Origin of the sequence: Providencia sp. PROV269 (assembly GCF_028477785.1) — a bacterium.
Lineage (GTDB): Bacteria > Pseudomonadota > Gammaproteobacteria > Enterobacterales > Enterobacteriaceae > Providencia > Providencia rettgeri.
Genome location: NZ_JAMPLV010000013.1, coordinates 160,038 through 184,214, shown reverse-complemented (window position 1 = coordinate 184,214; position 24,177 = coordinate 160,038). Strand labels below are relative to the sequence as shown.

At 39.1% G+C, this 24,177-nt stretch carries 23 protein-coding genes and 1 riboswitch; of the genes, 7 read left to right on the top strand and 16 right to left on the bottom strand.

Annotation, left to right across the window (positions count from 1 at the left end):
• Positions 1–115 precede the first annotated feature (115 nt).
• Positions 116–1,291 carry a tyrosine-type recombinase/integrase gene (locus PR683_RS15720; RefSeq protein WP_164528541.1) on the bottom strand — a complete coding sequence of 392 codons (1,176 nt, stop codon included), beginning with the start codon at positions 1,289–1,291 and terminating at the stop codon, positions 116–118.
• Positions 1,292–1,389: 98 nt separating this feature from the next.
• Positions 1,390–3,294 carry a biosynthetic arginine decarboxylase gene (speA, locus tag PR683_RS15715; protein WP_004262076.1) on the bottom strand — a complete coding sequence of 635 codons (1,905 nt, stop codon included), beginning with the start codon at positions 3,292–3,294 and terminating at the stop codon, positions 1,390–1,392.
• 719 nt (positions 3,295–4,013) lie between these two features.
• Here speA and metK point away from each other — a divergent pair.
• Positions 4,014–5,165 carry a methionine adenosyltransferase gene (gene metK / locus PR683_RS15710; protein ID WP_004262078.1) on the top strand — a complete coding sequence of 384 codons (1,152 nt, stop codon included), beginning with the start codon at positions 4,014–4,016 and terminating at the stop codon, positions 5,163–5,165.
• A 173-nt stretch (positions 5,166–5,338) separates the two neighbouring features.
• Here metK and PR683_RS15705 read toward each other — a convergent pair whose 3' ends face one another.
• From PR683_RS15705 to PR683_RS15695, 3 genes are read right to left on the bottom strand one after another with little or no spacing between them, the layout of a single operon-like run.
• Positions 5,339–5,749, bottom strand: a complete 411-nt coding sequence (locus PR683_RS15705) for a DUF6691 family protein (RefSeq protein ID WP_004262080.1) — start codon at positions 5,747–5,749, stop codon at positions 5,339–5,341.
• Positions 5,750–5,753: 4 nt separating this feature from the next.
• Positions 5,754–6,191 carry a YeeE/YedE family protein gene (locus PR683_RS15700; protein ID WP_164528540.1) on the bottom strand — a complete coding sequence of 146 codons (438 nt, stop codon included), beginning with the start codon at positions 6,189–6,191 and terminating at the stop codon, positions 5,754–5,756.
• A gap of 1 nt (position 6,192) precedes the next feature.
• Positions 6,193–6,519: an ArsR/SmtB family transcription factor gene (locus PR683_RS15695; protein ID WP_110732107.1), complete on the bottom strand. Its 327-nt coding sequence runs from the start codon at positions 6,517–6,519 to the stop codon at positions 6,193–6,195.
• Positions 6,520–6,625: 106 nt separating this feature from the next.
• Here PR683_RS15695 and PR683_RS15690 point away from each other — a divergent pair, with 106 nt between their 5' ends.
• The gene (locus PR683_RS15690) at positions 6,626–7,159 is read left to right on the top strand and encodes a SprT family zinc-dependent metalloprotease (protein ID WP_147318185.1); all 534 of its coding nucleotides are present in this window, start codon (positions 6,626–6,628) and stop codon (positions 7,157–7,159) included.
• A gap of 32 nt (positions 7,160–7,191) precedes the next feature.
• Here PR683_RS15690 and PR683_RS15685 read toward each other — a convergent pair whose 3' ends face one another.
• Positions 7,192–8,262, bottom strand: coding sequence for a magnesium transporter (locus tag PR683_RS15685; protein WP_004913251.1), 1,071 nt, complete (start codon positions 8,260–8,262; stop codon positions 7,192–7,194).
• 73 nt (positions 8,263–8,335) lie between these two features.
• A riboswitch (M-box (ykoK) riboswitch) is annotated at positions 8,336–8,507 on the bottom strand.
• Positions 8,508–9,092: 585 nt separating this feature from the next.
• Here PR683_RS15685 and PR683_RS15680 point away from each other — a divergent pair.
• Positions 9,093–9,329 carry a HEAT repeat domain-containing protein gene (locus PR683_RS15680; protein WP_004913253.1) on the top strand — a complete coding sequence of 79 codons (237 nt, stop codon included), beginning with the start codon at positions 9,093–9,095 and terminating at the stop codon, positions 9,327–9,329.
• A gap of 101 nt (positions 9,330–9,430) precedes the next feature.
• Here the strand turns inward: PR683_RS15680 and hcr are convergent, their stop codons facing one another.
• Both hcr and hcp read right to left on the bottom strand, forming a co-directional pair.
• A complete protein-coding gene (gene hcr, locus PR683_RS15675) occupies positions 9,431–10,435 on the bottom strand; it encodes an NADH oxidoreductase (RefSeq protein WP_004913257.1) in 1,005 nt (334 codons plus the stop codon).
• A 75-nt stretch (positions 10,436–10,510) separates the two neighbouring features.
• Positions 10,511–12,163 (bottom strand): hydroxylamine reductase, encoded by a 1,653-nt coding sequence (hcp, locus tag PR683_RS15670; protein WP_004913261.1) that lies wholly within the window; start codon positions 12,161–12,163, stop codon positions 10,511–10,513.
• Between the two features lie 305 nt (positions 12,164–12,468).
• On the opposite strand from hcp, the gene clcA reads away from it, so the two are divergent.
• A complete protein-coding gene (gene clcA, locus PR683_RS15665; protein ID WP_004913264.1) occupies positions 12,469–13,866 on the top strand; it encodes a H(+)/Cl(-) exchange transporter ClcA in 1,398 nt (465 codons plus the stop codon).
• 71 nt (positions 13,867–13,937) lie between these two features.
• On the opposite strand, the gene tehB is transcribed toward clcA, so the two are convergent.
• The 5 genes from tehB to PR683_RS15640 all read right to left on the bottom strand — a co-directional run bounded on the left by tehB (position 13,938) and on the right by PR683_RS15640 (position 18,444).
• Entirely contained in the window at positions 13,938–14,825 is an 888-nt protein-coding gene (gene tehB, locus PR683_RS15660) for an SAM-dependent methyltransferase TehB (RefSeq protein WP_272581882.1), read from the bottom strand.
• A 122-nt stretch (positions 14,826–14,947) separates the two neighbouring features.
• On the bottom strand, positions 14,948–16,027 hold the full coding sequence (locus PR683_RS15655; protein ID WP_109912705.1) for a linear amide C-N hydrolase: 1,080 nt from the start codon (positions 16,025–16,027) through the stop codon (positions 14,948–14,950).
• A 174-nt stretch (positions 16,028–16,201) separates the two neighbouring features.
• Positions 16,202–16,975, bottom strand: a complete 774-nt coding sequence (locus PR683_RS15650; protein WP_004913275.1) for a hypothetical protein — start codon at positions 16,973–16,975, stop codon at positions 16,202–16,204.
• Positions 16,976–17,294: 319 nt separating this feature from the next.
• The gene (locus tag PR683_RS15645; RefSeq protein WP_042851639.1) at positions 17,295–17,873 is read right to left on the bottom strand and encodes a YceI family protein; all 579 of its coding nucleotides are present in this window, start codon (positions 17,871–17,873) and stop codon (positions 17,295–17,297) included.
• A gap of 13 nt (positions 17,874–17,886) precedes the next feature.
• Positions 17,887–18,444 (bottom strand): cytochrome b, encoded by a 558-nt coding sequence (locus PR683_RS15640; protein WP_004913280.1) that lies wholly within the window; start codon positions 18,442–18,444, stop codon positions 17,887–17,889.
• Positions 18,445–18,827: 383 nt separating this feature from the next.
• On the opposite strand from PR683_RS15640, the gene PR683_RS15635 reads away from it, so the two are divergent.
• On the top strand, positions 18,828–19,457 hold the full coding sequence (locus PR683_RS15635; protein WP_109912706.1) for a glutathione S-transferase family protein: 630 nt from the start codon (positions 18,828–18,830) through the stop codon (positions 19,455–19,457).
• A gap of 141 nt (positions 19,458–19,598) precedes the next feature.
• Here the strand turns inward: PR683_RS15635 and PR683_RS15630 are convergent, their stop codons facing one another.
• Entirely contained in the window at positions 19,599–20,219 is a 621-nt protein-coding gene (locus PR683_RS15630) for a malonate decarboxylase holo-ACP synthase (protein ID WP_004913285.1), read from the bottom strand.
• 210 nt (positions 20,220–20,429) lie between these two features.
• Between PR683_RS15630 and PR683_RS15625 the strand changes: the two genes are divergently transcribed.
• Together PR683_RS15625 and PR683_RS15620 are read left to right on the top strand one after the other, a co-directional pair.
• Complete coding sequence (locus PR683_RS15625; RefSeq protein WP_004913289.1) at positions 20,430–21,398, top strand: FUSC family protein; 969 nt, start codon at positions 20,430–20,432, stop codon at positions 21,396–21,398.
• 140 nt (positions 21,399–21,538) lie between these two features.
• Positions 21,539–22,180, top strand: coding sequence for an NAD(P)-dependent oxidoreductase (locus PR683_RS15620; protein ID WP_004913290.1), 642 nt, complete (start codon positions 21,539–21,541; stop codon positions 22,178–22,180).
• A gap of 84 nt (positions 22,181–22,264) precedes the next feature.
• Here the strand turns inward: PR683_RS15620 and iolB are convergent, their stop codons facing one another.
• Both iolB and iolE read right to left on the bottom strand, forming a co-directional pair.
• Positions 22,265–23,095: a 5-deoxy-glucuronate isomerase gene (gene iolB / locus PR683_RS15615; protein WP_004913292.1), complete on the bottom strand. Its 831-nt coding sequence runs from the start codon at positions 23,093–23,095 to the stop codon at positions 22,265–22,267.
• 185 nt (positions 23,096–23,280) lie between these two features.
• Positions 23,281–24,174 (bottom strand): myo-inosose-2 dehydratase, encoded by an 894-nt coding sequence (gene iolE, locus PR683_RS15610; protein ID WP_004913294.1) that lies wholly within the window; start codon positions 24,172–24,174, stop codon positions 23,281–23,283.
• Positions 24,175–24,177 lie beyond the last annotated feature (3 nt).

Genomic DNA, 24,177 nt, shown 5'->3' with positions numbered 1-24,177 from the left:
GTAATCCAGTACTGAAAGGTTAGGTGCTAATATAGTACCTAACCTTTATTTTCAATGTGTTATGTGAATATTCGCGTGCTGATGGTAAAAACTTAGCTATGTTGGAACAACATAGCTAAGTTCGGTCAATAGCTTCTTTCATCAGAAAAATAGGCTCTTTCCCTCTGTATACGCTATCAGTCATAGTACTACTACTGTGACCAAGTATGCTAAACCTTATATGGTCGGGAAGGTCTGATATATCTCTTAGCCTATCACTCATAGCGTATCGATAGTCATGTGGGCTATGCTTTTCATCTATTTTTTTAAATAGATTTGCTACAGCATTAGATACTGGATTATGAACAGTCCATGGAAATACTGGCTTCTCATCCATAATTCCGCTTTGAAGTAAATTTTTATGAATTGGTATAGTTCTTATACTACTTGAATTTTTAATCCTCTTACCATCCCTATCATTAACACTTATACAAGCTATCTTTTGTCCTTTATCTGCAATGTATACATAATCCTGCTCTGTTAGCTGTATACATTCGGTCACTCTCATACCAGTGTAATATAGTACCTGTATAAGCCACCACAGATGAGATTTGTGCTCTATAAGTTCAAGTACTTTCCTGTGTGATTCACAAGATACTGGAATCCTAGGATTCACTTTTTTAATTTTTTTATATCCCATACCACTAAAAGGATTTTTAGTAAGATAATCTCTTTTCTCTGCCGCAAAGCTAAAAAGAGCTGATACTTTTTTAAACAAGGATTGGCTAGAGAATTCAGACTTATATTTGTTCTTTAAGCCTTTTTTAAAGCTGGCTACCTTTGATTTATCAAATGACTGAATATCAGTATCACCATATTGACTAATCAAGTAATCAATCGCAGCCCTGTTACCTTTAAATGTTAATGGTCTCCATTCAGATTTCATTTCGTTGTACCACTCATCAGCAACTTGACTAATTTTATGCCCTTTAGGTTGAAAGCGGCTATCATGCTGCTGTCTATTAGGCAAATTCCCGCTATTAATCCAATAAATGTAGTTTGCTTCTAAATGGATCTCTTGCTCGATGAACATATCTCGCTCATTCACTAAATGAGCTCTAATTTCATCAAAATCAGTGCATTCTTTCTTTAATCGATAAAAAGTACTTAGTAGAATTTTTGAACGTTTATGAGCTATTTGTAGATCTCTAGTTCTCAAGTCAAATCGAATTAGCTTTCCTACATATGACTTTTGCCAAATATAATAACCTCGAGAATTACATGAAATATACATGAAATGTACATGTGCCATTGGTGCCCCTTGAATTACCATCAGCACGCGAATATTCACATAACACATTGAAAATAAAGGTTAGGTACTATATTAGCACCTAACCTTTCAGTACTGGATTACTCGTCTTCTAAATAAGTATACCCATATAGGCCATTCTCGAACTCTTCCACAAAGTCTTTTTGAAGTTGCTCACTTAAACCGGTGCCTTTTACTTGCTCTGTAAAGCTTTCTAGTAGGACTTCCGGTACTAATTTGACGTATTGCAGCATATCTGCCACAGAATCGCCCTCTTCACTTTGCAAGTAACGCAAGTTGCCTTGGCTATCAACCCAGACATCTATCGCGGCAGTATCACCAAATAGGTTATGCATGTTACCTAAAATTTCTTGGTATGCCCCAATCATAAAGAAACCTATCATTGGTGGGTTTTCTGGGTCATATGCAGGCATTGGCATTGTGGTTTCAACGCCATCACCATCCACATAATGGTCAATAATACCGTCTGAGTCACAGGTGATATCTAACAGTACCGCGCGACGGTCTAATGGTTTATCTAACCCTTCAATCGGTAATACTGGGAACACTTGGTCGATTCCCCAAGAGTCTGGTAGCGATTGGAATAAGGAAAAATTCACATAAAACTTATCAGCCATGCGCTCTTGGAGTTCGTCGATTATCGGACGATGAGCACGATTACTTGGATCTAAATCCTGTTGAATACGGCGGCAAATATTTAGGTATAACTCTTCTGCCCATGCTCGTTGCGTTAAATCTAGTACGCCGTGTGCATACTGAGTGTGCGCTTCTTGTAAGTCGAACTGGCTATCATGCAGCCATTCACGTAATGAACGGCTATTACCTTGATGCTGCATTGACTCCCACGTTTCCCATAAGGAAATCAATGAACGTGGTGCATCTTCATGAGGTGGTGTTGTTTTGGTAAATTCATTACGCTCAACACCAATTACATTGGAGACTAAAACGGTATGATGAGCAGTAAGAGCTCGGCCAGACTCTGTGATTACGGTTGGGTGCGGTAAATCGAATTCTTCACACGCATCCCCAATTGCCCAAATCACGTTGTTAGCGTATTCATTTAAACCATAGTTGACCGAGCAATCGGATTGAGAACGAGTACCTTCATAGTCAACACCAAGGCCACCGCCCACATCAAAGCACTGAATGTTAACGCCTAGGCGATGTAATTCCACATAGAAACGCGCTGATTCACGGACACCCGTAGCGATGTCGCGAATATTGGCCATCTGAGAGCCTAAATGGAAATGAAGCAACTGTAAGCTGTCTAGGCGATTCGCATTGCGTAAAATTTCCACTAATTGCAGTACTTGAGTTGCAGCCAAACCAAATTTAGATTTTTCACCGCCACTTGCCTGCCATTTACCTGAGCCTTGGGAAGCCAAACGGGCACGAACCCCTAAGCGTGGTGTGACATTTAAGCTTTCCGCTTCTGCCAATACCATCTCAATTTCAGACATTTTTTCGATAACAAGATAAACCTTGTGACCTAATTTTTCCCCAATTAACGCTAATCGGATATATTCACGGTCTTTATACCCATTACAGACGATAACAGTCTGTGTTTTACCTGCGTTGGCTAAAACAGCCATTAATTCAGCTTTTGAACCCGCTTCAAGGCCGAGCGGCTCGCCAGAATTAACCAGCGATTCAATGACTCGGCGTTGCTGGTTAACTTTTATGGGATAAACCAGAAAGTAATCGCCTTTATAGCCATAAGACTCACGTGCGCGTCTAAATGCCGCGTTTATTGAACGTAAACGATGCTGTAAGATTTGCGGGAAACAAAACAATGCAGGTAAGCGTAAATGCTCCTGCTCTTCTTTAACCTGATTAACGAGGTCAGCTAAATCAACAAAGGTGTCTGGGTTCTCAGGATTCGGGCAAACACAGACATTTCCGCGCTCATTCACCTGATAGTAACCACCACCCCAATACGCGATGTTGTACGTCTGACGCATTTTGCGAGCGATATTATCATTCATAATAAACTCCTTTTATGGAGGGGTGAGTGACGCGTTCTCCTTCCTGATGCATGTCAGTGAGGACATAACACTGCAAGGCAGTTATGTCGGGGAAACGGCAATACTCAGATTTTAATAAAAAGTGCTTAGAACTTCTAAACAGTGACAATATACGACCTTAAGCTGACAGATTAATGACTCAGCCTCGAAGGTGTATTAAAGATGTGACGGTAACTTCGTGATGAAGTAAAGAATGACAGGAAAGTAAATGCCAAAGTCACGCGGCGATCCGCATATGACGGTTGGATACTGTTATTCAGTAGATTATGGATCATTACCCATTAACCCCCAATATAACTGTTTACCCCTTTAAAATTTCAATGTGGTAGCACTATTTTGGCAGTTTGACCTGTTGATTTAAGCTATATCACCTTATTTTTTATTGAAATTCAAAAGTTTATAAACATTCCTGATAGATAGCAGAAGTTTTATATCATTCTGCTGGTATATAACGGGAAACAACAACCATCCGTTACGGTCGCAGTTTATACATCTATTGCGCTCAAAAAGCAAAACCAAAATGACTAAATTGCGATAAAACTTTACCCATTGCTGTTTTATGGCTCTATTCCTTTTTTGTATAAATACAGGTAGAAATTTTTACCGTATGGGACTAAAATAGCCGTCTAGATGTTAAAACATCCAATTATAAATTTGCGAATTCTTAAGGTATTAATCTCATGGCTACACATCTCTTTACTTCTGAGTCTGTATCAGAAGGGCATCCAGATAAAATTGCTGATCAAATCTCTGACGCAGTACTTGATGCTATTCTGGAACAAGACCCGAAAGCTCGCGTTGCCTGCGAAACCTACGTCAAAACAGGTATGGTAATGGTCGGGGGAGAAATCACCACCAGTGCTTGGGTTGATATTGAAGAAATCACGCGCAAAACTGTTCGCGAAATTGGCTACACCAGTTCCGAAATGGGCTTCGATGCCAATTCATGTGCTGTTTTAAGTGCAATTGGTAAACAGTCGCCTGATATCAACCAAGGTGTTGACCGTGTTGACCCATCAGAACAAGGCGCGGGTGACCAAGGCCTAATGTTTGGTTATGCAACCAACGAAACTGATGTATTAATGCCTGCTCCTATTACTTATGCACACCGCTTAGTTCAGCGCCAAGCGGATGTTCGTAAAAATGGCACGTTGCCATGGTTACGCCCAGATGCGAAAAGTCAGGTAACATTCCAATACGACAATAACAAAATTGTAGGTATTGATGCCGTTGTTTTATCTACTCAGCATTCTGAAGATATTCAACAAAAAGACCTGCATGAAGCGGTGATGGAAGAGATCATCAAGCCAGTTCTACCAGCAGAGTGGTTATCAAAAGATACCAAGTACTTTATTAACCCAACGGGTCGTTTTGTTATCGGTGGGCCGATGGGTGACTGTGGCTTAACAGGCCGTAAAATCATTGTAGATACCTACGGCGGTATGGCTCGCCATGGCGGTGGGGCATTCTCTGGTAAAGACCCATCAAAAGTTGACCGTTCAGCAGCCTATGCAGCACGTTACGTGGCAAAAAATATTGTCGCCGCGGGCCTCGCAGACCGTTGTGAAATTCAAGTTTCTTACGCTATCGGCGTGGCAGAACCGACATCGATTATGGTAGAAACCTTTGGAACAGGTAAAGTTGATGAGTCATTATTAATTCAATTAGTTCGTGAATTCTTTGACTTACGTCCTTACGGCTTAATCAAGATGCTTGACTTATTACACCCAATTTACCAACAAACTGCTTCATACGGCCACTTTGGTCGTTCACAGTTCCCATGGGAAAAAACTGACAAAGCTGAAGCATTGCGTGCCGCCGCAGGCTTGTAATTACGTTGGTAAATAAACCACATACAACCAAACCCATCTAATGATGGGTTTGAGGTTGTTGACAAAGCGGGATAAAAGCGTGGTTTTTCCCGCTTTGTGTTATCAGCCGAAATCAATAAATTGATTTTCCTCGTTTATTTTCAAAACCGATTAGACTTGCGCTGAATTAACGGTTAATTTTTTTGCGTAAACTGGAAAATAGCCATTCCAGCAACCATCGCTAATGTAAATATTATCCCTTGTGTTAATCCCATTCCCGTTAACAATAATGCAGGCCCTGGGCAAATCCCTGCTAGCCCCCATCCCACACCAAATAACACACTTCCGGTGACTAGTTTTTTATCTATCGTTTGATTGGTCGGAATTTGCAATGGGCAATTTAGTACACTAACAGAGCGTTTTTTAACCCCTAAGAAAGCAATACCACTGATTACCATTCCAACTGCCATCGTAATTAATAAAGAGGGATCCCACGTTCCAGTAATATCTAAAAACGCTAAAATCTTTGCTGGATTTCCCATTCCGGCAATGACCAATCCTAAACCAAACAGTATCCCTGAAATTAATGCGATAAGAATAGGCATTGGTTTATCTCCCTATCCCATAATGGTTAGCTAATGCGACTGTTACAAAAGCAACAATCATAAAGACCAATACAGCAACAATTGAACGACGAGATAACCTTGCCATGCCACAAATCCCATGGCCGCTAGTACAACCACTTCCAAGCCGTGAGCCAAAACCAACAAACAGCCCAGCTAAAACTAAAATAGGTGTACTGGTTGCAATGCTAACTTCTGGTGTAAACGCCAACCAAGTAAATAGTGCTGGGGCGCTCATCAGACCAATAATAAAAGCGACTTTCCACGCAGTATCTCCCTTCGTTAGTTTTAGCAACCCACCTAAAATACCGCTAATACCCGCAATACGGCCGTTAAAAACTAATAAAATTGCAGCGGCTAACCCAATCAATACACCGCCAATTGCAGCAGACAGTGGTGTAAAATTAGCCCAATCGATTGTCATTTCATATCTCCTTCACAGGGCAATAAAGCTGGTATAATGTATTGAGTAACGTAAATAATTTCGCATCTGCAATCGCATAGTAAATGCGCTTTCCTTCACGACGCGTCATCACTAAGCCTTCATTACGCAATACCGTTAATTGTTGAGAGAGTGTCGGTTGTAATATTCCTAACTGCTCTTCTAACTCACTCACGCAGGCTTCACCCTGTGTTAATTGGCATAATAAAATTAAACGATCAGGATTCCCTAGTGTTTTCAATAATGAAGCTGTTTCTGACGCAGCCTGCTTCATCGCTAATAGTTGCTGTTCAGATGGATTATTGTGCATATGTTCTTGCTGTTTTATATTATATAAAAATACAATATATATTTTGGTATAATATATGTCAATTATTGCTTGTTTATGCCCATTGCCTTCACGTATCCTTTACTCCATGAAAACAATCCGTGTTCCACTTTTTCTACAACAACAAGTTATGCGCATATTGCGAGAAAAGCTCGCACTTGCAGAGCATAAACTCGAACAGTCATTTCCAGAACCAACGGTTAATTACAAACAACGGGGAACAACTGCGGGTAGTGCTTACTTAAAAGAATGGGAAATTCGCCTCAACCCCAGTTTACTCATCGAAAATACAGAACAATTTATTGATGAGGTTGTGCCTCATGAATTAGCGCATTTGTTGGTTTTTCATATATTTGGCCGTAAAAATATCGCACCACATGGCAAAGAATGGAAATGGATGATGCAACACGTACTGGAAGTCACAGCGAAACGTACACACAACTTTGCGGTTACGACAGTAAAAAGTAAAACTTTTCGCTACCATTGTGCCTGTGAAATGACTCATGAATTAACCATACGCCGTCATAACAAAGTGCTACGAGGTGAAAACCAATATTTATGTCGAAAATGTGGGGAAGTGTTAAAACAAGAAGAGGTTTTTGTCGCTGCGGCAGAAAATTAACCTTTCTGCCGCATCAAGTTTGAGGTGTGCGCTTAGGCAAACTCTGTCATCACTAATTTTGCGATTTCAAAGTAAATAATTAAGCCAGTTCCATCAATAAAAGTTGCAATGAACGGTGCAGAAACGACTGCTGGGTCCACTTTCAGTTTTTTCAATACCATTGGAATAATCGAAGAAACAACCGCGCTCCACATTGTAATCGCAACGATGGTTAAGCTAACCACAATAGTCACTTCGTGGCCAACACCTAAAATCCATGCACGGATTAATGCCGCACCACCGATAGTCACCGCAACTAAAAATGAGGTAGAGACCTCTTTCTTTAGTACTGTGCCGAGATTACGTAAACTCACCTCGCCCAATGCCATTGCACGGACTAATGTTGATGTAATTTGTGTTCCACTATTACCGCCTGTACCAATCAACAGCGGAATGAAAAACGCTAACGAAATTGCGGCTTCGAGTTGTTCTTCAAATGCTTTTAATACAGTTCCTGTATACGCTTCGGCCACAAATAGCATCAACAACCAAACGACACGTTTACGCCATAAAGTTATAGGGCTTGTCGTTAAGTAGGGCTCATCTAATGGGGTGGTAGCGCCTTGTAGCTGCGCATCAAGTGTATTCTCATCTTCAATCAGTTCGGCGATATCTTGCGGACGCAAAACACCCATTAATTTGCCAAATTGCACCACAGGTATCATATCTAAACCGCTATGATTAATCAGGTCATAAACATCATGACGTGATTGTTCTGGGGCAACAGAAAAATAATTGTGTCTCATGATATCAGACACTAATAAATTTTCAGGTGAAGCTAATAATGATTTAACTGAAAGAATACCATTTAAATAATTGTCGTTATCGACAACAAATAAATAGGTTGGGATTTGCTCGCCATCAAGGTGCTCAATAAGATTTTGTTTCACACAAGCTATTGAGTCTGCGACAGAAACTGGCAAATATGATTGACTCATATAAGCGCTGACTGTTGCATCATCAACTTTTGGTGACGGTGTATTATTGTCTTTGAGGCGCGCGCCTTTCATTGCGGATTGAGCAATAGCAACTGCTCCCGCTTTGTTCTGGGTAGTGAATGTCATTTTTTTAGTCCCTATTACTGTTGGTTACTCAAACAGTACTCACATAGGGGCGAAACCAGATGAGAGAATGCGAAAGCTATCTCTTCGTCTCGGTTTTAGCACTATACAACGTATCCTGATTTAGCAGGAAGTTACATGGGGATATACCTTCGGTCGATATATCCTGTCCTAATCTTGGGCGTCTCTCGACGTCGTCAGATCAGTAACCTATGTTTGTATAGGAGCCTCGCCTAACGAGATACTGCACTTTGGATGCGGCGCGAATTATACCCATTGGTGAATTAATTGCCACCCTATATCTACGGTTTTTTACGCATGAGAAACTTATTGTTTAGGTTTCGTTTAAGTTTATATTAAATAAATCTTCACAAAGTAACAGAATGTAACTAATAATAAAATTAAATATTCAAATTAAAATAAATATATTTAGTTACTTATCAATAACCAACCCTTAGATAAATCTAAATAATATTTGTAATATTATTTAGTAAATCTTATCGATAATTAATCAAAACTTACCTGTCGATTTACCTTATAATACAAAAAAACAATATAAAGGAGTTAGCCTAATTAAATATAACTGAAACGCTTTATTAGAGTATATACAATCACTAATATTAATCACCTATTGGTTTTTTATATTAAAAATAATCAAACAAGTAAATTATGATATAAGAAAATACACTTATATCACTATTTAATTCGACATTATCATTAAAAACTATTCTTTTAAATTGTTAATATTTAATTTCAGACATCAATACAGTATTAAATATCACAAGAATTATCTTAGAATATTTTTTATTTTATTTAACAGTGAAAGTTTTATTATGGATAAAGTAATTGTTGGAATGTTAACAAACTTAACATTTCGCGTAAATGATGAAATCAAAATTGCTGCCATTTCTGCTTTAGGAGATTTCAAAGCAACGATTGAGTATAATGATGCCATCATAAGAATCATAGACTTATGTCAAGACCCAAATAAAGAGGTTGCTGTGTCAGCGATTAATACACTCAGCAAATTATCTATTTATTTTTTACGTAGTTCACTACCGGAACATTAATTACACTCTCAATTCGAGTATTGTAAATAATTACTATGATTTATTTTATAATACTGTCCCATTAATAATCTAATGAGACAGTTTGCATATATTAAATAATTTTACGCTATTTCAGTGTCGCCCTGCAATTGGCAACTACACGCTAAAACATAACCTTCCGCTATTTCTGCTTCGGTTAATGTCATTGTACTTGTGGTTGTATAATTTCCTGACAGCACTTTTGTTTTACAACTTCCGCAAACACCCGCTCGGCAAGCCGCAATAACAGGTTGTTTATTTTGCTCCAGTGCAGATAATAAAGACGTCCCCACTGGGACTTTAAAATCGACCAATCGTTGACGAATTTTTAACGTAAGAATATCTTCACTATCAACAACTTCTGGTTCAGTAGAAAAACGCTCCATAAAGAAATGTTCAGCAGGAACACCTAAATTTGCAGCAAATTGCTGTGCATTTTTCATATAAGGTACAGGCCCACACGTCATCACAATTCGTGAATTAATATCGGGTACTAGCGCTTTCAATTTCTCTTCGGTTAAACGCCCTTGAGCAATATCGCCATTATCTGGTGTTTCCGCCATGACACACAATTGCAACCGTTCTGGATATAACCGGACGAGCTTTTGCCATTCCTCAGCAAAAATAACTTGCTTATCATCGCGAACATTGAATAGCACTTTTACATGAGAATTTGGGCGATTCACCATCAGCCAACGTGTCATTGACATAATCGGTGTCACCCCACACCCAGCAGCTAACATCAAATACTGCGAGTTTTGTAGATTGGCACAGGTGAATTCCCCTTGTGCTTCTGAAAGCCAAAGGTAGTCACCTTCTTTAACTGAGCGTGTTAGCCAATTTGACCCTTCTCCATCGTCTAACCGCCTGACAGTAATGGAAATAAAACGACTTTGTCCCGGTGATGATGAAAGAGTGTAAGCACGCATGACATCATCACTATTTTTAATACTGACCAAGGCATATTGACCGGGTGAATATGTATAAAAATCATGATTGATAAGGTTGATTGTCCAGACATCTGATGTTTCTTGAATAATAGAATGAACTTGCATTCTATTTGGACATAAACTACTTGGCATGGTCATCGCGCTACTCCTTTAAAGGGGGTCGCTGCCCCCATCTTTCACATCGTTTTTAAGCTTTTTCTATCGGTTTATTGATCATGCAGGTAAAATTTCTGCCAGATCTTGCTCAACTGTTGTAATACTTCGCATGCCAAATTTCTCATTTAACACATTCAATAAGTTTTCAGTTAAGAAACCAGGCGCTGTTGGGCCGGTATAAATATTTTTCACACCCAACGCTAATAATGTTAAGAGGATAACAATTGCTTTTTGCTCAAACCAAGACAGAATCAAACTCAATGGTAAGTCATTAATACCACAACCAAGTTTCTCTGATAGATTCACCGCAAGCATAATGGCAGAGTACGCATCGTTACATTGGCCCACATCCAATAAACGCGGAAGCCCTTCTAACGTACCAAAATCTAATTTATTAAAACGATATTTACCACAAGCGAGTGTAAGGATTAAGCAATCTTCGGGTACACTACGCGCAAAGTCCGTGTAGTAGCTACGCTCACCGCGGCTACCATCGCATCCACCAACGAGGAATACGTGACGTAATTTTTTCTGTGAAACTAAATCAATCACCGCATCTGCCGCACCGAGTAGTGTTTGACGACCGAAGCCAACTGTAATTTTGTGTTCGATTTCGGTATACGGGAAACCAGCTAGCGACTGAGCTTGAGCAATCATTGCAGAAAAATCATCGCCCACTAAATGTTTTGCACCCGGCCAACCCACAATACTACGCGTCCAGATACGGTCTTTATAATCACCGACATCAGGGTCAATAATACAGTTAGAGGTCATCAAGATAGACCCTGGGAACTTAGCAAATTCCACCTGCTGGTTTTGCCAACCGCTACCATAGTTACCGACTAAATGCGCATATTTTTTCAGCTCTGGATAACCATGTGCTGGCAGCATTTCACCGTGGGTATAAACATTGATACCCGTACCTTCAGTTTGTTCTAACAACATTTTTAAGTCTTTCAGGTCATGACCTGAAATTAAAATACACTTCCCTGCGACTGGACGAACGTTAACTTCCGTTGGTGTTGGATGACCAAATTCGCTCGTTTCACCTGCATCCAAAATTTCCATGATCTTGAAATTCATCAGACCAATAGCCATCGCATTATCAAGCAGCTCATTCATATCTGATGGCAATGTTCCAAGCCAAGCCATAATTTCATGGTATTGGCCATAAACCTCATTATCATACTGACCTAAAACATGGGCGTGTTCCATATAGGCTGCCGCCCCTTTTAGGCCATATAGGCATAACATACGTAAACCGTGAATGTCTTCGCCGACATCAGCTTTATCAATATCTAATGAAAATTGAGCCGCTTGTGCCTGTAGGGTTGGAATGTCAGTCCCATTTAATTGCAAATTAATTAATGGATGATTGAAAGCCACAACACTATTCACAGATTGACAATGTTTGATTAATTTATCACGCAAATAAATAGCTTCACGGGCATAACCGATAATACGTTCTGAATCAAAGTTGACGTTAGTTAAAGTAGAGAAAAATGCGCGCGGAGCAAAACTATCAATATCATGGTCAATAATACCCAGCGAGCGAGCAGTGACTGCGCTTGCAGATAAGCTTTGCAATACAGCAACTAATAAATCTTGAAGGTCAGATGTTTCTGCTGTTTTACCGCACATACCCTGCGCGTATGCACAGCCATTTCCAGCTGGAGTTCTAATTGTTTGTTCACATTGCACACAGTACATGTTGTTAGCCTCTTAAAGTTGCATTTCAAATACAACATTAAGACTACGCTCTTTATTAGAATAAAAAAGTGGAATTATTCATTATCTAATGGTTTATTGATCTATATTAATATTCATTGCAAATGAGAACTATTCACAGTAATGAAAGTATGCTATTCGTGCTGCTGTTTTTTGTATTTCAGCTGCCTTGCTTAAATACACTATTTTGCATTTTATTTTTTTCCTGATACCGTTCTTACGGTAACTCTTGTTATACTTACCTATAAGTGTTTGTTATTCCATCGTATAAAGAGAATCCAATAAAGATGAGCCAGGTAAATTCAGCAAGTAAATCTATGATAAAAAGCCGGTTACGGATTTTTAAACGGTTAAAAGAATCAGATAAAACACCTGTAAAAATCTTACTACTCGCGGCACTCATTGGCGCTGCGGTCGGTCTTATCGGTTCTCTATTTGAAATAGGAACAACTTGGATTAGCAACTATCGCGTTCAATCAGTGAGTGAATGGGTTGCTCCAAAATGGCTGATGGTTGTTGGGATGTTTTTTATCTCGGCACTTCTTGCCATGTTAGGCTATTACCTAGTTAAACGGTTCTCCCCTGAATCGGGTGGGTCTGGGATCCCCGAAATTGAAGGTGCATTACAAGATTTGCGCCCCGTAAGATGGTGGAGAGTCATCCCAGTTAAGTTTATTGGTGGATTAGGGACATTGGGTTCAGGCATGGTGTTAGGGCGCGAAGGGCCAACTGTACAGCTTGGTGCGAACCTTAGCCAAATGTTTTATGATTTATTTCGTTTAAAAGATAATGAGTCGCGCCATACCTTACTTGCCTCTGGTGCTGCTGCTGGTTTATCTACAGCATTTAATGCCCCTTTAGCTGGCATTTTATTTATTATTGAAGAAATGCGCCCGCAATTTAAATACAGTTTAATTTCAATTAAAGCGGTATTTATCGGTGTTGTTACCTCCACCATTGTCTATCGGTTAATTAATGGGGAAGCTATTATATTAAATATCGGTCAATTCTCCTCTGCACCGATGAATACTTTATGGCTTTATTTAATTTTAGGATTAATGTTTGGTGTCATCGGTATCTGTTTTAATGGTTTTTTATTGTACCTACAAAGTAAATTTTTAGCATTTTACCAAAATAAAATTTCTCGCTTTGTATTGATGGGCGGGCTAATTGGTGGGGCTTGTGGTGCAATTGGCGTTTATCTACCTGAAATTGTTGGTGGCGGCTATTCAGTGATCCACCAGATGGTTGCAGGGCAATTTACCATCACTTTATTATTCATATTTTTTGCTTTACGGTTTTTAACTTCGACGATTAGCTTTAGCTCTGGCGCTCCAGGGGGTATTTTCTCCCCTTTACTCGCCCTTGGTACCTTATTTGGTGGTGTTTTCGGCTACGCTGCCCTCGAAATATTCCCTAATTACCAAATTGAAGTGGGGACTTTCGCTATAGCAGGCATGGGAGCATTATTTGCCGCAACCGTCAGAGCACCATTAACTGGGATAGTTTTAGTTTTAGAAATGACAAATAACTACCAGTTAATCTTACCGATGATTATTACCTGTATTGGTGCCACAATGATAGCCCAATTTTTAGGTGGTAAACCGCTATATTCTGTCTTGCTCGAAAAGACTTTAGCCCGAAGCGAAAAAGAAACCGCTAATTCCGCCGCTAGCAAACCTTAACGATTAGAAATAAAAAAGAGTTGCCACCCACGGCAACTCTTTTACTAAGATAACCTATGCAAGTCTCTTACTTACTTTTTCCGTGCAATGAGTGTTGCAAAATTTAATTTAATACGATTACCTTGTGAATCAGTGCGGTGTAAATGACCAGGGTTTTCGTTATATTTTAAAATATCCCAATCCTTATAATACCCTTCTAGCTCCCCTGGTTTTAAGAAGCATTTAAATGGCACTAAATCCAGCGGTGCATCTGGCGTTTCAACGGCACACACAATAACGTTAACTCCCCCTGGCAGGGTATGTTCTTGCATATTAGTAATAACATTGGCGATTTTTTCTCGCTGCAAGAACATTAGCACGACAGTGGAAATGATAAGTTCGTAGTTCTCTTGTATTTGGTGACTATTAATATCATAAACAGCCGTATGAATATTCTCTACCCCAGCTTGTTTTTTAACGAAGTCAATTGCTTGGATATGCTGAGGGTTGATATCTACCGAGGTTACGTCATAACCCTGTAAGGCAAGATAAAAGCTATTTCGGCCTCTTCCCGAACCTAAATCTAATGTTTTACATGGCTTACTAAGGTGGTTCTCACACAGGTAACGCACTTCTGAATGTGGAGTCGTTAACCCGTGTTCTTTATAAAATTTCAGTTCTGGTTTGCATAAAAAAGCCAATTGGCATTCCATGTCATCACTACAAGCAGAAATACGATGCCAAACTTGAGGTTCGATAATAGGCGGCTGGTTATGAATATCAAAAGTAAAATGTTGTTCGCTGCCATCCTCATTAAAAATGATAAAATCTAAAGAGCCTTTTAGCACTTTCAACTGTGCATATGTATCTTCTTTTGTATTATGACGCTCTTGGAACATTAACGGTAAAGACTCTTTATTCCAAACCGGCATGGTTTTGTAACACACGAGATTATTCATATCATCACCAATAAGTTGCATTTTAAATACATCTTATACCGTTCGTTTGCTATCTGCAAAACATTCATGGATAAATTATCGAGGACTTGATTCATATCAACCCCCCTATAGATAAAGAGGGCTGATACGCGCTATAGGATAAGTTAGTAACCTAACTGTTTCGCACTTAACCCTAAGAATTCAAAAGGTTTTGTAACCACATATTTATTGGTCGCATCCCCCGAATAAATATGGCTCTGCTCTTCACCCAGATCCAACTTTTTCACTTGTCCAGTTTCTGCTGAAAAATCAATTTTTGCCAAATCAGTCCAAAAAATATTTGGCGTCAATGCAGATTCAAAAAAATAGAGCTGACGTTTATGGTCAACTAATGTCCGCCAACGCGTTGACGATATTTCAGGTGAATTTTCGGACGTCAATCCGTAAGGAACAGACACATTACGTACGACACTGAAAACACTGGCGACCGCTTTATTAGGCGTTGTTTTCTGAGGAATTGCATTAATATAAAATTGCGCACGAGCAAATCTATCAGCGGAACGGTTTGTCCCCGGTAGCATGACAGTACCACCAATTCCTTGCCAATATTCCTGCATTGCTAATTGCTTCTCATAAGTAGGCGAATTAGTCATAACTTGATACTTGCGACTATGATGAATGACCTGCTTACCATCAATATATTCAATAATTGCGCTATCGCCACTCGCATCTGATAATGACAAATGTAAAGTCGCTAACCTATCTTGCCCAGGAACATTATCCGTTGCCACGACCAGTGGATTTTTTTCTAACGCTGCAACAGCCTCTTCCACTGTCGCATAATTATCTAGCACATATTGTGCCCATAGCGATATCGACAACGCAGGTTGCTTATTATCTACTTGAGGGTATTTTGATTCAGCAAGCCATAATAAATTGGCAACTAGACCTTCTTCGTTCACTCCATCAGTTGTTGAAATATCATAACCTGAGGCGATCACACTACCGTATTTTGATTTCCATTTTAAAGAGTTAGGTCCTGCAATGCCATCACGCTCCATACCTCGAGGAAAGATCCATAGATTAGTGCCTATATCGTATTTCCAATCCATTGTTCTTCCGGTCATTATCTGTTCATTTTCACCTAAATAAACAACCCGAGTACAAGCTTGACTTACTGCAATTGGCATTGATATCGCAGCCGCAGCGGCAAGTGCGATGATACTTTTCTTAATAAATTGCATGCCATCTCCAAAATAGTTAAAAATAAATTTATATAATAAGCATACTACATAAATACGAACTATTTATGCTCAAATAATAATGCATTAAAAAAAGTGCGATTAACGCTATGAAATGTAATACTTAATGACACAAAATGGTACCAATATTAATCAGTACCATTTTGCTAAAAAGAATTAATTATTTACTGATGAAAATAAAGAACGTAACAATGCCGCTTTTTTCGGATTATCTGGAATAGATAATATTTCATCATAAAAACTAATAGAAATACGGCACGCTAATGCAGGTGATTTCTTTCCTGCTTCTAAATTCCCAAGAATTGCAGTATCTTCACCATACTTTGCAGAAAGCCCACTAGCAAGTTGGGTTAGTTCCTCAGAATATTCTGTCGGGGACATTAACGCCTGTTTTACACCCGCTTCACTTGAAATTAAAAGTTCATTGGTTGCCTGAATTTGTTTCAACAAAACAGCTTGGCTTTTTTGTGGTGGAATAATTTCTGCTGTTTCTCTCAAATGCGGAAATAGTGAATAAAAACACGTTTTTCCCGTTGGGTCTTCTTCCAATAAGATTTTTAGGTAATCATTAACTCTGCTAGTAAAGTTAATCACGGAGTCATCAGAGGCATATTCCATTCGCTCTAGTACTAACTTCATGACATTCCCGACTACTTGGTCAAACAGTTGACGGCGTAAATCTTCATTAGTTGGGTCGTATTGTGTAATTAGATGCTCAAAACTTTGATAGGTTTCAGGGCTTATTTTCTTAACCGTCGCGATAATCGGTAATTCTTTTTCAACTTGAGCAAGTGCCTCTGAATGAATTGCACTATTATTTTCTGTAGATAACACATTGTTATCTTTACTTAACCAATAAAAACCGAATGCAAATGCAATAAAAATAATGCTAACAATTAATGCGGTTTTACGTGAGTTATTTGTATTCAAAGTTACCCTGCCTTTTCTTGTAAAACGGTTCCCCACAAACACTTTCAAGCTACTTATATACTGTAGAACCAATTGCATATAATGCCATGGCATCTAAAACCGATAATATTCACGTATCTAAAGTGTTAATGCCACGAATTGAACGATAAAAAGTAATAATGCTTATTTTAGCTTGTATTAAAGTCGTCTAGCTATAGGAATAAGGGAAATTGCGAGGTTCAGACGGGGGAATTTGCCACAAAGAAACAATTTATAATACGCTGGATATAAAAAAACCTCCAGCACTCGAAAGCCTGAAGGTTTTTTTATGATAAAAATCTTATTTAACTTGAACACCTTCAACTGAAATCAACAGTTGTGCTTCTTGAGATTTAGGACCCAAATCAGATTTGATGTTAAATTCTTTTAACTTAATATTACCTTCTGCTTCAAAACCTGCACGGTATCCACCCCAAGGATCTTTACCTTCGCCCATTAATTTAGCGTCTAATGTAATTGGCTTAGTGACACCATTTAAAGTGAAATCACCAGTGATTTTGTAGGCTTCACCGTCTTTCTTCACTTCTGTTGAAACGAATTTCGCTTCAGGGAATTTGGCTGCATTTAAGAAATCACCACTGCGTAAATGTTTGTCACGCTCTGCATGGTTAGTATCAATGCTACCTGTCTTAATAGTAACTTCGACTTTATCTTTTGATGGATCTTTTGCATCATAAGTAAAAGACCCATCAAAGTCTTTAAAACTACCATATACCCAGCTATAACCTAAATGCTGAATACGAAATTCAATAAACGCGTGTTGGCCTTGCTTATCAAATTGGTAAGTTTCTGCTAATGCTGAACCTGCCGTTAAAAAAAGTGCACCAGTAGCCAGACCAAGAACCGTTTTCTTCAACATAATTATCTCCACGTTACTTATCGGGGTTAAAACCCAACATTCTTTTTAATGTAATATCACGATCAAAAAAGTGATGTTTAAAAGCTGCAAAAGCATGCAACACTGATAATAGAACCACTGCCCAAGCTAAATATAAATGAACTTCACCTGCGGTATCTGCTTGTGTCGCAGCACCGGTAAATAGTGCAGGAACATCAAACCAACCAAACACACTAATAGGTTGTCCATCAGCGGTTGAGATTAAATAACCACTGATCAAAATACTGAATAAAATAATATAAATCAGAATTTGAACAATAATAGAGCTAGCTTTCGTTAATTTACTGTAGCTTGCTAATGGCTTCGGCGGCGGTGAAATAAATCGCCAAATCACACGAAATGCCATAACAATAAATAATAATATTCCTATACTTTTATGTATCTCAGGAGCTTGATGATACCAACTATCATAATAGCCTAGTGTCACCATCCATAAACCTAAAGCGAACATTCCATATACGACAATTGCGACTAGCCAATGTACGAGCAAAGAGATATGCCCATAGCGGCTTGCATTATTTTTCCATTGCATGATAAAAACCATTTAGAGAAGAAGGTAATATTTTATTAACTAAGCCGTAATAATCATAAGGTGAAATTAATTTTATTCCTATCCCAAAGTTAAACAAATATTTTGTTGAAGACATTCAAATACGATCAACATAATGAAAAATAGATTACTATTTGATTTTGTCTAGTTTTAATTATAAAAGTTGAATAAAGATTCTTCCACTTTTGTAAATGGTCGTAACTAAATACTTAGTTCATTTATTTATTAATTTCAATTAAATCTAGCTTATTCCTAATAGATATAAGCTATTTTCGATAAAATAACATTTGTAGGTCTGCCTTTTTCCCCATACATTGGTATTCGTCCTTTTAACATTGCGCGAACTGACTGATAGGTTAAATACTATGTATAAACTTTGGATAGCAAATAAAAACTACTCTTCATGGTCATTGCGCCCATGGGTTTTACTAAAGGTATTACAGATCCCGTTTGAAGAAAATTTGTGTTTATTTGAAAACGGTAAAAGCAGTCATGAGAAATTCAGTCGTTTTTCCCCTACCGGTTTAGTCCCTTGTTTAATCGATGAAAACCAAACAATATGGGATTCATTAGCCATTTGTGAATATATTGCAGAAGACTTCCCGCAAGTCTGGCCAAAAGATCGCAAAGCCAGAGCATGGGCTCGAAGTGCTAGCGCAGAAATGCACTCAGGTTTTAGTGCGTTACGCCAGCAGTGTCCGATGGATGGTGCTCATAATGCACCACTTAATAATATTTCAATTGAATTACAAACTGACTTAAACCGCTTGCAGAAACTATGGCAGGATGGGTTGAACCAATTTGGCGGCCCTTGGCTTGCGGGCAATGAATTTACGGCTGTAGATGCCTTCTTTGCACCCGTTGCCTTCCGAATCCGCAGTTATCATTTACCTGTAAGCCCAGCGGCTAAACAATGGGTTGACCGAGTTTTAGTTTTGCCTGCAATGAAAGAATGGCATGACGCAGGTTTACAAGAACCGAATATTGAGCATTAATAATAAGCGAGTGGGGAGGCATTATGTGCCTCCGATTTTATTTGATTAGTAAAAAATCACCTGCTCGAACATCAAAATTAATATTTAATCAATTTGTCGGCTATTCAAGCTACAGTCGGTTATTTAACAGACAAACAGCAGCTATAATTTTTCATCCCATGGGTCTGCTGTCATAATATCGCCAAGTGGTGTGTGTAATGTAACCTGTTCATTTTTAAACCACTCTGCTAATGAAAACCCACCCTTCGGCGTTTCAACATGGATATCGATTGGGCAATAGGGTGTATTCGCCTTAATAGCAAACTCAGCAAAATCTTCTTTTTCTTGAGGGTTCGGACAGCGAATGACCACATCAAGGTCGCAGTCTGACAACATACTTTGGATATCTGTCGCTAAAGTGTAAGCACAGCTGCCTGTGACTCCCCATTGCCAAGGCCATTTAGTTTGCGAAATGATCCATAAAACCTGCACAGGTGGTAAAGCAATAAACATTGAACGTTGTAGTTCCACCGAATTTGCCACCAAGGATTCCACATTCATAATATGCGTGATTGCCGATTTTTCAATTTGTGTCGTGATGCGTTGGTGTGGCTTAATTCCTCGAATTGCGACAGTCAGTTTATTCTCATCCGCTTTATTTCGATATACCGTCAACGGTAATTTACTGTTCCATTGTGAGCCAACCCATTCAGGAAGCGATTCTATCGCGACATCATTATTACTGCTGACCCAAACAAAATCATGAGGATTGATTATTTGCATTTTATTACCTTTATGATTGCTACGACTGCTCTTCCCTATTATGCCTTTTTTGTCACATAAAAACAGAATATCAATACTAACAACGCCACTGATACCATTTAATGGTAACTTGTCATAAATACTGAGTGATTGCCTTGAAATTTCACACCGTATAATATTTAATTACGTTATTAATTAATGAGTTAAGCTTCTATTTACGAGCATCGAATTATGAGAACGTTTCCTGCTATTCATGATGGGATTATTTTTACCAGCTGTATGTTTTTTAGTGCCGCAACTGCTTTTGTGATTTTAGATGCGCAAGCAGCGATGTGGGCGACATTCTCAACACTGTATTCATTTAATTTATTCAATGCAGCAAAAGAATATAAAAACTATGCTTACACCGCTTGTTGTTTATTGATGATTTTAGTGGCTATTTTTATCGGTGATACCCTGCGGCTTGGTACGGCGTATTATATTTATCTCGCCATTTTTTCGTTCATTTATTACCAATTGTATGGCACAGATCCCGCAATGGATTTAACGATGAAGTTTATGATTATCATGTCGACAATTGGCACCATTTTACCTGATATATCAAGAAGTTTGGCGTTAGGTTTTATTATTGGCAGTGGAGTAACGCTAATCACGTATTATCTCCTTAGTCATAAAATGACACGCCATAGCGTTATTACGAGTGCTTTAGTTGAACAAAATTTGTTTACGTTGAGAAAAAATATTATTCCCCGTTCGATGATTTATGCTTTAGGGCTATTACTCGCACTTGCCATTCCACGCAGTATAGATCTAGGGCACTTTTATTGGACATTATTGACCTTTGTTTTTGTATTGCATCCAAAATCACAAAGCATCGTTAAAATTACTTTGCAGAGAGTCTTAGGCAGCCTTATTTCTGTTTTATTGCTGTATTTTTTATTCAACCTACCACTTATGCCATACATCGGTTTAATTGCAGTTGTGGTATTCGCCTTTTTAATGCCAATGAGTTTTCATCATGGATATACGTTTATGACATTTGTCGTGACAAGCTTAATTTTATCCATTCTTGAGCTCGTTATATATTGGCGTCACCCAACCTATGAATTATTGTTTGACCGCGTTCTTGAAACCGCCTTAGGAGGAACCATCGCCATCATGACGAGTATTATTTTAAAGTTATTTAGAGAAACAAAATAAAATTAAGCATATTCCCCAATAAGAACGTCTGTTCTATACTCAAAAAAGAACACATTGGGAAAAGAAGTCTTAGTCCTAAAGCCTAGCCCTATCAGTATCATTATTCTTGAGTGTGACATTCAAGCAAAGAGGAACTGAAGATGAAAATATCGATTATTGGCGCAACAGGTTTTGTTGGCAGAGCATTAGTTGCTGAAGCGCTACTTCGGCATCACCAAGTAACAGCGATTTCTCGTCATAGTAATCAACTATCTCAACACGCTCACTTAATCACCGCGGCTGGAGATATCACCGATATTCCATGGTTAACCTCTCGGCTAAAGGGGCAGGATGTTGTCATCAGTGCGTTTAATGGCGGTTGGCAGAACCCTAATTTGTATCAAGATACTGTTGCGGGTAACCTCGCAATTTTACATGCTGTACAAAAATCCATGGTCAAACGGTTCATTGTGGTGGGTGGTGCAGGAAGTCTAAAAACCACTGCAGGTATTGATTTAATTGACTCCCCTGATTTTCCTGCTGAAATAAAGCCTGGCGCCCAAGCAATGAGAGAATTTAAAAACCAATTACAATCCATTGATTCATTAGATTGGACCTACGTTTCTCCTGCCGCCATGCTTGAAGAAGGAGAAAGAACAGAAACCTTCCGGCTTGGCGGGAATCAATTATTAATGAATGGTAATACTCCCGCTAAAATTTCTGTTGAAGACTTTGCAGTTGCTATTCTTGATGAAGTGAATAATTCACAATTTATTCGCCAACAATTTACCGCAGCCTATTAAGTTTAAGCATAAAAAAGCCGGTAAATAGTTACCGGCAAAGATAGATAACAGAACTTAATTCATTCACATATTGCTGTTTTTAACTTACTTTTCACGATGTTTCGCTGCATAGATTTCGCTGTTCACCCAGTTATGGTCTTTTTCCCATGTAAATAACCATTTACGTGTTGGTCCCGCCATCACATTAAGGTAATAGTTATCATAGCCAGCCACTGTCGCCATTGGGTGATACCCTTTTGGTACCATAACAACATCTTTGTTATATACCGCCATGCACTCATCTAACTCGCGGTCGTCAGTGTAAACACGCTGCATACAAAAACCTTGAGATGGATTTAAACGATGATAATAGGTTTCTTCTAGATAAGTTTCATTGGGTTCATTATCGGTGTCATGTTTATGGCTTGGATAAGAGCTGGTGCAGCCTTCATCTGTAAAGACCTCCACGACTAATAAGCTATCAGCGGCTTTATCATCCGGTAAAATATTATGCACGTAGCGCTTGTTATAACCATGGCCACGTTGCTCTGCACCAATATCATCTGGACCAATTAAACGTGTTGGATAGGTGCCCTTTCCTTTAGCACTGCAAACGGCCAATTCAAGATCGGTATCTGCGATGACCTCAGCAAACTCTTGGGCTGTCACATACACAGCATAGGGTTTTTTACGTTCGAAAGGATCCATTCGGTCGCCAATGTTTTCAAACGTTTGATTAGTTGTTTTAATCGTCGCTTTACCTGCTACTAAGACTAAGCACATTTCATTTTCAGAAGCAGGTAAGGAAATAGACTCACCTTGTTTTAATTCGTAAACATCAAAGTGAACATAACCCCAGTTAGCGATTTGTGGAGTGATATGCTGAGTACGCTTATGTGCATCTGGAGCATGGTATTTCGACAATAATTTTGACATAACTTTCCTCTGACACTTTTTAGATTCTAGATAGGCAATTCTTTTTAGTCACTAACCGTTTCATCAATCAAATAGTTCAGTTTGTGGCTAGGCGGCTAGCGCACCAATCCCTAGGAGCATACACAAGTATGTGACTAGGGGGTAAGCGAAGCCAACAACGCCACAGACTGAAATATGACGACGATTTAGATTAAACCCGCATCCTTAGCAAACTTAGACAAATTGTTGTAACCCAATGTGGCATAAGTTAATGGATGCGCAATCGCAGGGTCTTGCTCTGCTTCAACCACCAGCCAGCCATTTTCATATTGGCTATTTTTCAATACCTTAAACACGTCAGGATAGTTAACGCAACCATCACCCGGTACCGTGAACACACCGGCTAATACGGCATCTAAGAAGCTGGTTTTACGGTTTTTAACATCTTTTAGGACATCTGCACGGACATCTTTGCAATGTACGTGATTGATCCGTTTTGCCCAACGTTTAGCCACTTCAACCGGGTCTGCGCCAGCAAAGGTTAAGTGGCCAGTATCTAGCAATAAACCGACCTCATCGCCCGTGTGCTTCATTAGGTTATCAACATCTTCTGCTGACTCAATCACGGTTCCCATATGGTGGTGATAGGCGATTTTCACGCCTTGAGATAAGGTATATTTCGCGAATTCGGTCAGTTTCTTACCGTATTCTTCCCATTTATCGGCTGGGAACAATGGACGCATATGAACAGGTTTGTTTTGGTCGCCATGAATACAGTTGGTCACTTCTGCAAACACCATCACTTTAGCGCCTAAATCACGCAGTAACGCTAAGTGCCCTTGTACCGCTTCAATTTCTTCTTCCACGCTGCGAGATAATAGTTCTCCCGAATACCAGCCTGAAACCAGTTGTAAGTCATGCTGTTTTAAAATCGGCCCTAGAATCTCCGCTTTGCGTGGAAATTTATTACCTAATTCAAAACCAGCGAAACCTGCTTGACGGCCTTCAGTTAAACATGTTTCTAGAGATGTTTCTGCCCCTAAAGTGGGTAAATCATCATTCGTCCATGTCAACGGGTTAATACCAAGTTGGATTGCCATGAT

What these genes read in the sequence shown, in the direction of transcription:
- PR683_RS15640 (WP_004913280.1), bottom strand. Translation starts at nt 18,444, where the DNA reads ATGCAATGGAAAAATAATGCAAGCCGCTATGGGCATATCTCTTTGCTC.
- PR683_RS15680 (WP_004913253.1), top strand. Translation starts at nt 9,093, where the DNA reads ATGGATAAAGTAATTGTTGGAATGTTAACAAACTTAACATTTCGCGTA.
- PR683_RS15720 (WP_164528541.1), bottom strand. Translation starts at nt 1,291, where the DNA reads ATGGCACATGTACATTTCATGTATATTTCATGTAATTCTCGAGGTTAT.
- tehB (WP_272581882.1), bottom strand. Translation starts at nt 14,825, where the DNA reads ATGCAACTTATTGGTGATGATATGAATAATCTCGTGTGTTACAAAACC.
- PR683_RS15625 (WP_004913289.1), top strand. Translation starts at nt 20,430, where the DNA reads ATGAGAACGTTTCCTGCTATTCATGATGGGATTATTTTTACCAGCTGT.
- metK (WP_004262078.1), top strand. Translation starts at nt 4,014, where the DNA reads ATGGCTACACATCTCTTTACTTCTGAGTCTGTATCAGAAGGGCATCCA.
- iolE (WP_004913294.1), bottom strand. Translation starts at nt 24,174, where the DNA reads ATGGCAATCCAACTTGGTATTAACCCGTTGACATGGACGAATGATGAT.
- PR683_RS15690 (WP_147318185.1), top strand. Translation starts at nt 6,626, where the DNA reads ATGAAAACAATCCGTGTTCCACTTTTTCTACAACAACAAGTTATGCGC.
- PR683_RS15700 (WP_164528540.1), bottom strand. Translation starts at nt 6,191, where the DNA reads ATGACAATCGATTGGGCTAATTTTACACCACTGTCTGCTGCAATTGGC.
- PR683_RS15655 (WP_109912705.1), bottom strand. Translation starts at nt 16,027, where the DNA reads ATGCAATTTATTAAGAAAAGTATCATCGCACTTGCCGCTGCGGCTGCG.
- PR683_RS15705 (WP_004262080.1), bottom strand. Translation starts at nt 5,749, where the DNA reads ATGCCTATTCTTATCGCATTAATTTCAGGGATACTGTTTGGTTTAGGA.
- speA (WP_004262076.1), bottom strand. Translation starts at nt 3,294, where the DNA reads ATGAATGATAATATCGCTCGCAAAATGCGTCAGACGTACAACATCGCG.
- clcA (WP_004913264.1), top strand. Translation starts at nt 12,469, where the DNA reads ATGAGCCAGGTAAATTCAGCAAGTAAATCTATGATAAAAAGCCGGTTA.
- PR683_RS15695 (WP_110732107.1), bottom strand. Translation starts at nt 6,519, where the DNA reads ATGCACAATAATCCATCTGAACAGCAACTATTAGCGATGAAGCAGGCT.
- hcr (WP_004913257.1), bottom strand. Translation starts at nt 10,435, where the DNA reads ATGACCATGCCAAGTAGTTTATGTCCAAATAGAATGCAAGTTCATTCT.
- PR683_RS15685 (WP_004913251.1), bottom strand. Translation starts at nt 8,262, where the DNA reads ATGACATTCACTACCCAGAACAAAGCGGGAGCAGTTGCTATTGCTCAA.
- hcp (WP_004913261.1), bottom strand. Translation starts at nt 12,163, where the DNA reads ATGTACTGTGTGCAATGTGAACAAACAATTAGAACTCCAGCTGGAAAT.
- PR683_RS15635 (WP_109912706.1), top strand. Translation starts at nt 18,828, where the DNA reads ATGTATAAACTTTGGATAGCAAATAAAAACTACTCTTCATGGTCATTG.
- PR683_RS15645 (WP_042851639.1), bottom strand. Translation starts at nt 17,873, where the DNA reads ATGTTGAAGAAAACGGTTCTTGGTCTGGCTACTGGTGCACTTTTTTTA.
- PR683_RS15620 (WP_004913290.1), top strand. Translation starts at nt 21,539, where the DNA reads ATGAAAATATCGATTATTGGCGCAACAGGTTTTGTTGGCAGAGCATTA.
- PR683_RS15630 (WP_004913285.1), bottom strand. Translation starts at nt 20,219, where the DNA reads ATGCAAATAATCAATCCTCATGATTTTGTTTGGGTCAGCAGTAATAAT.
- iolB (WP_004913292.1), bottom strand. Translation starts at nt 23,095, where the DNA reads ATGTCAAAATTATTGTCGAAATACCATGCTCCAGATGCACATAAGCGT.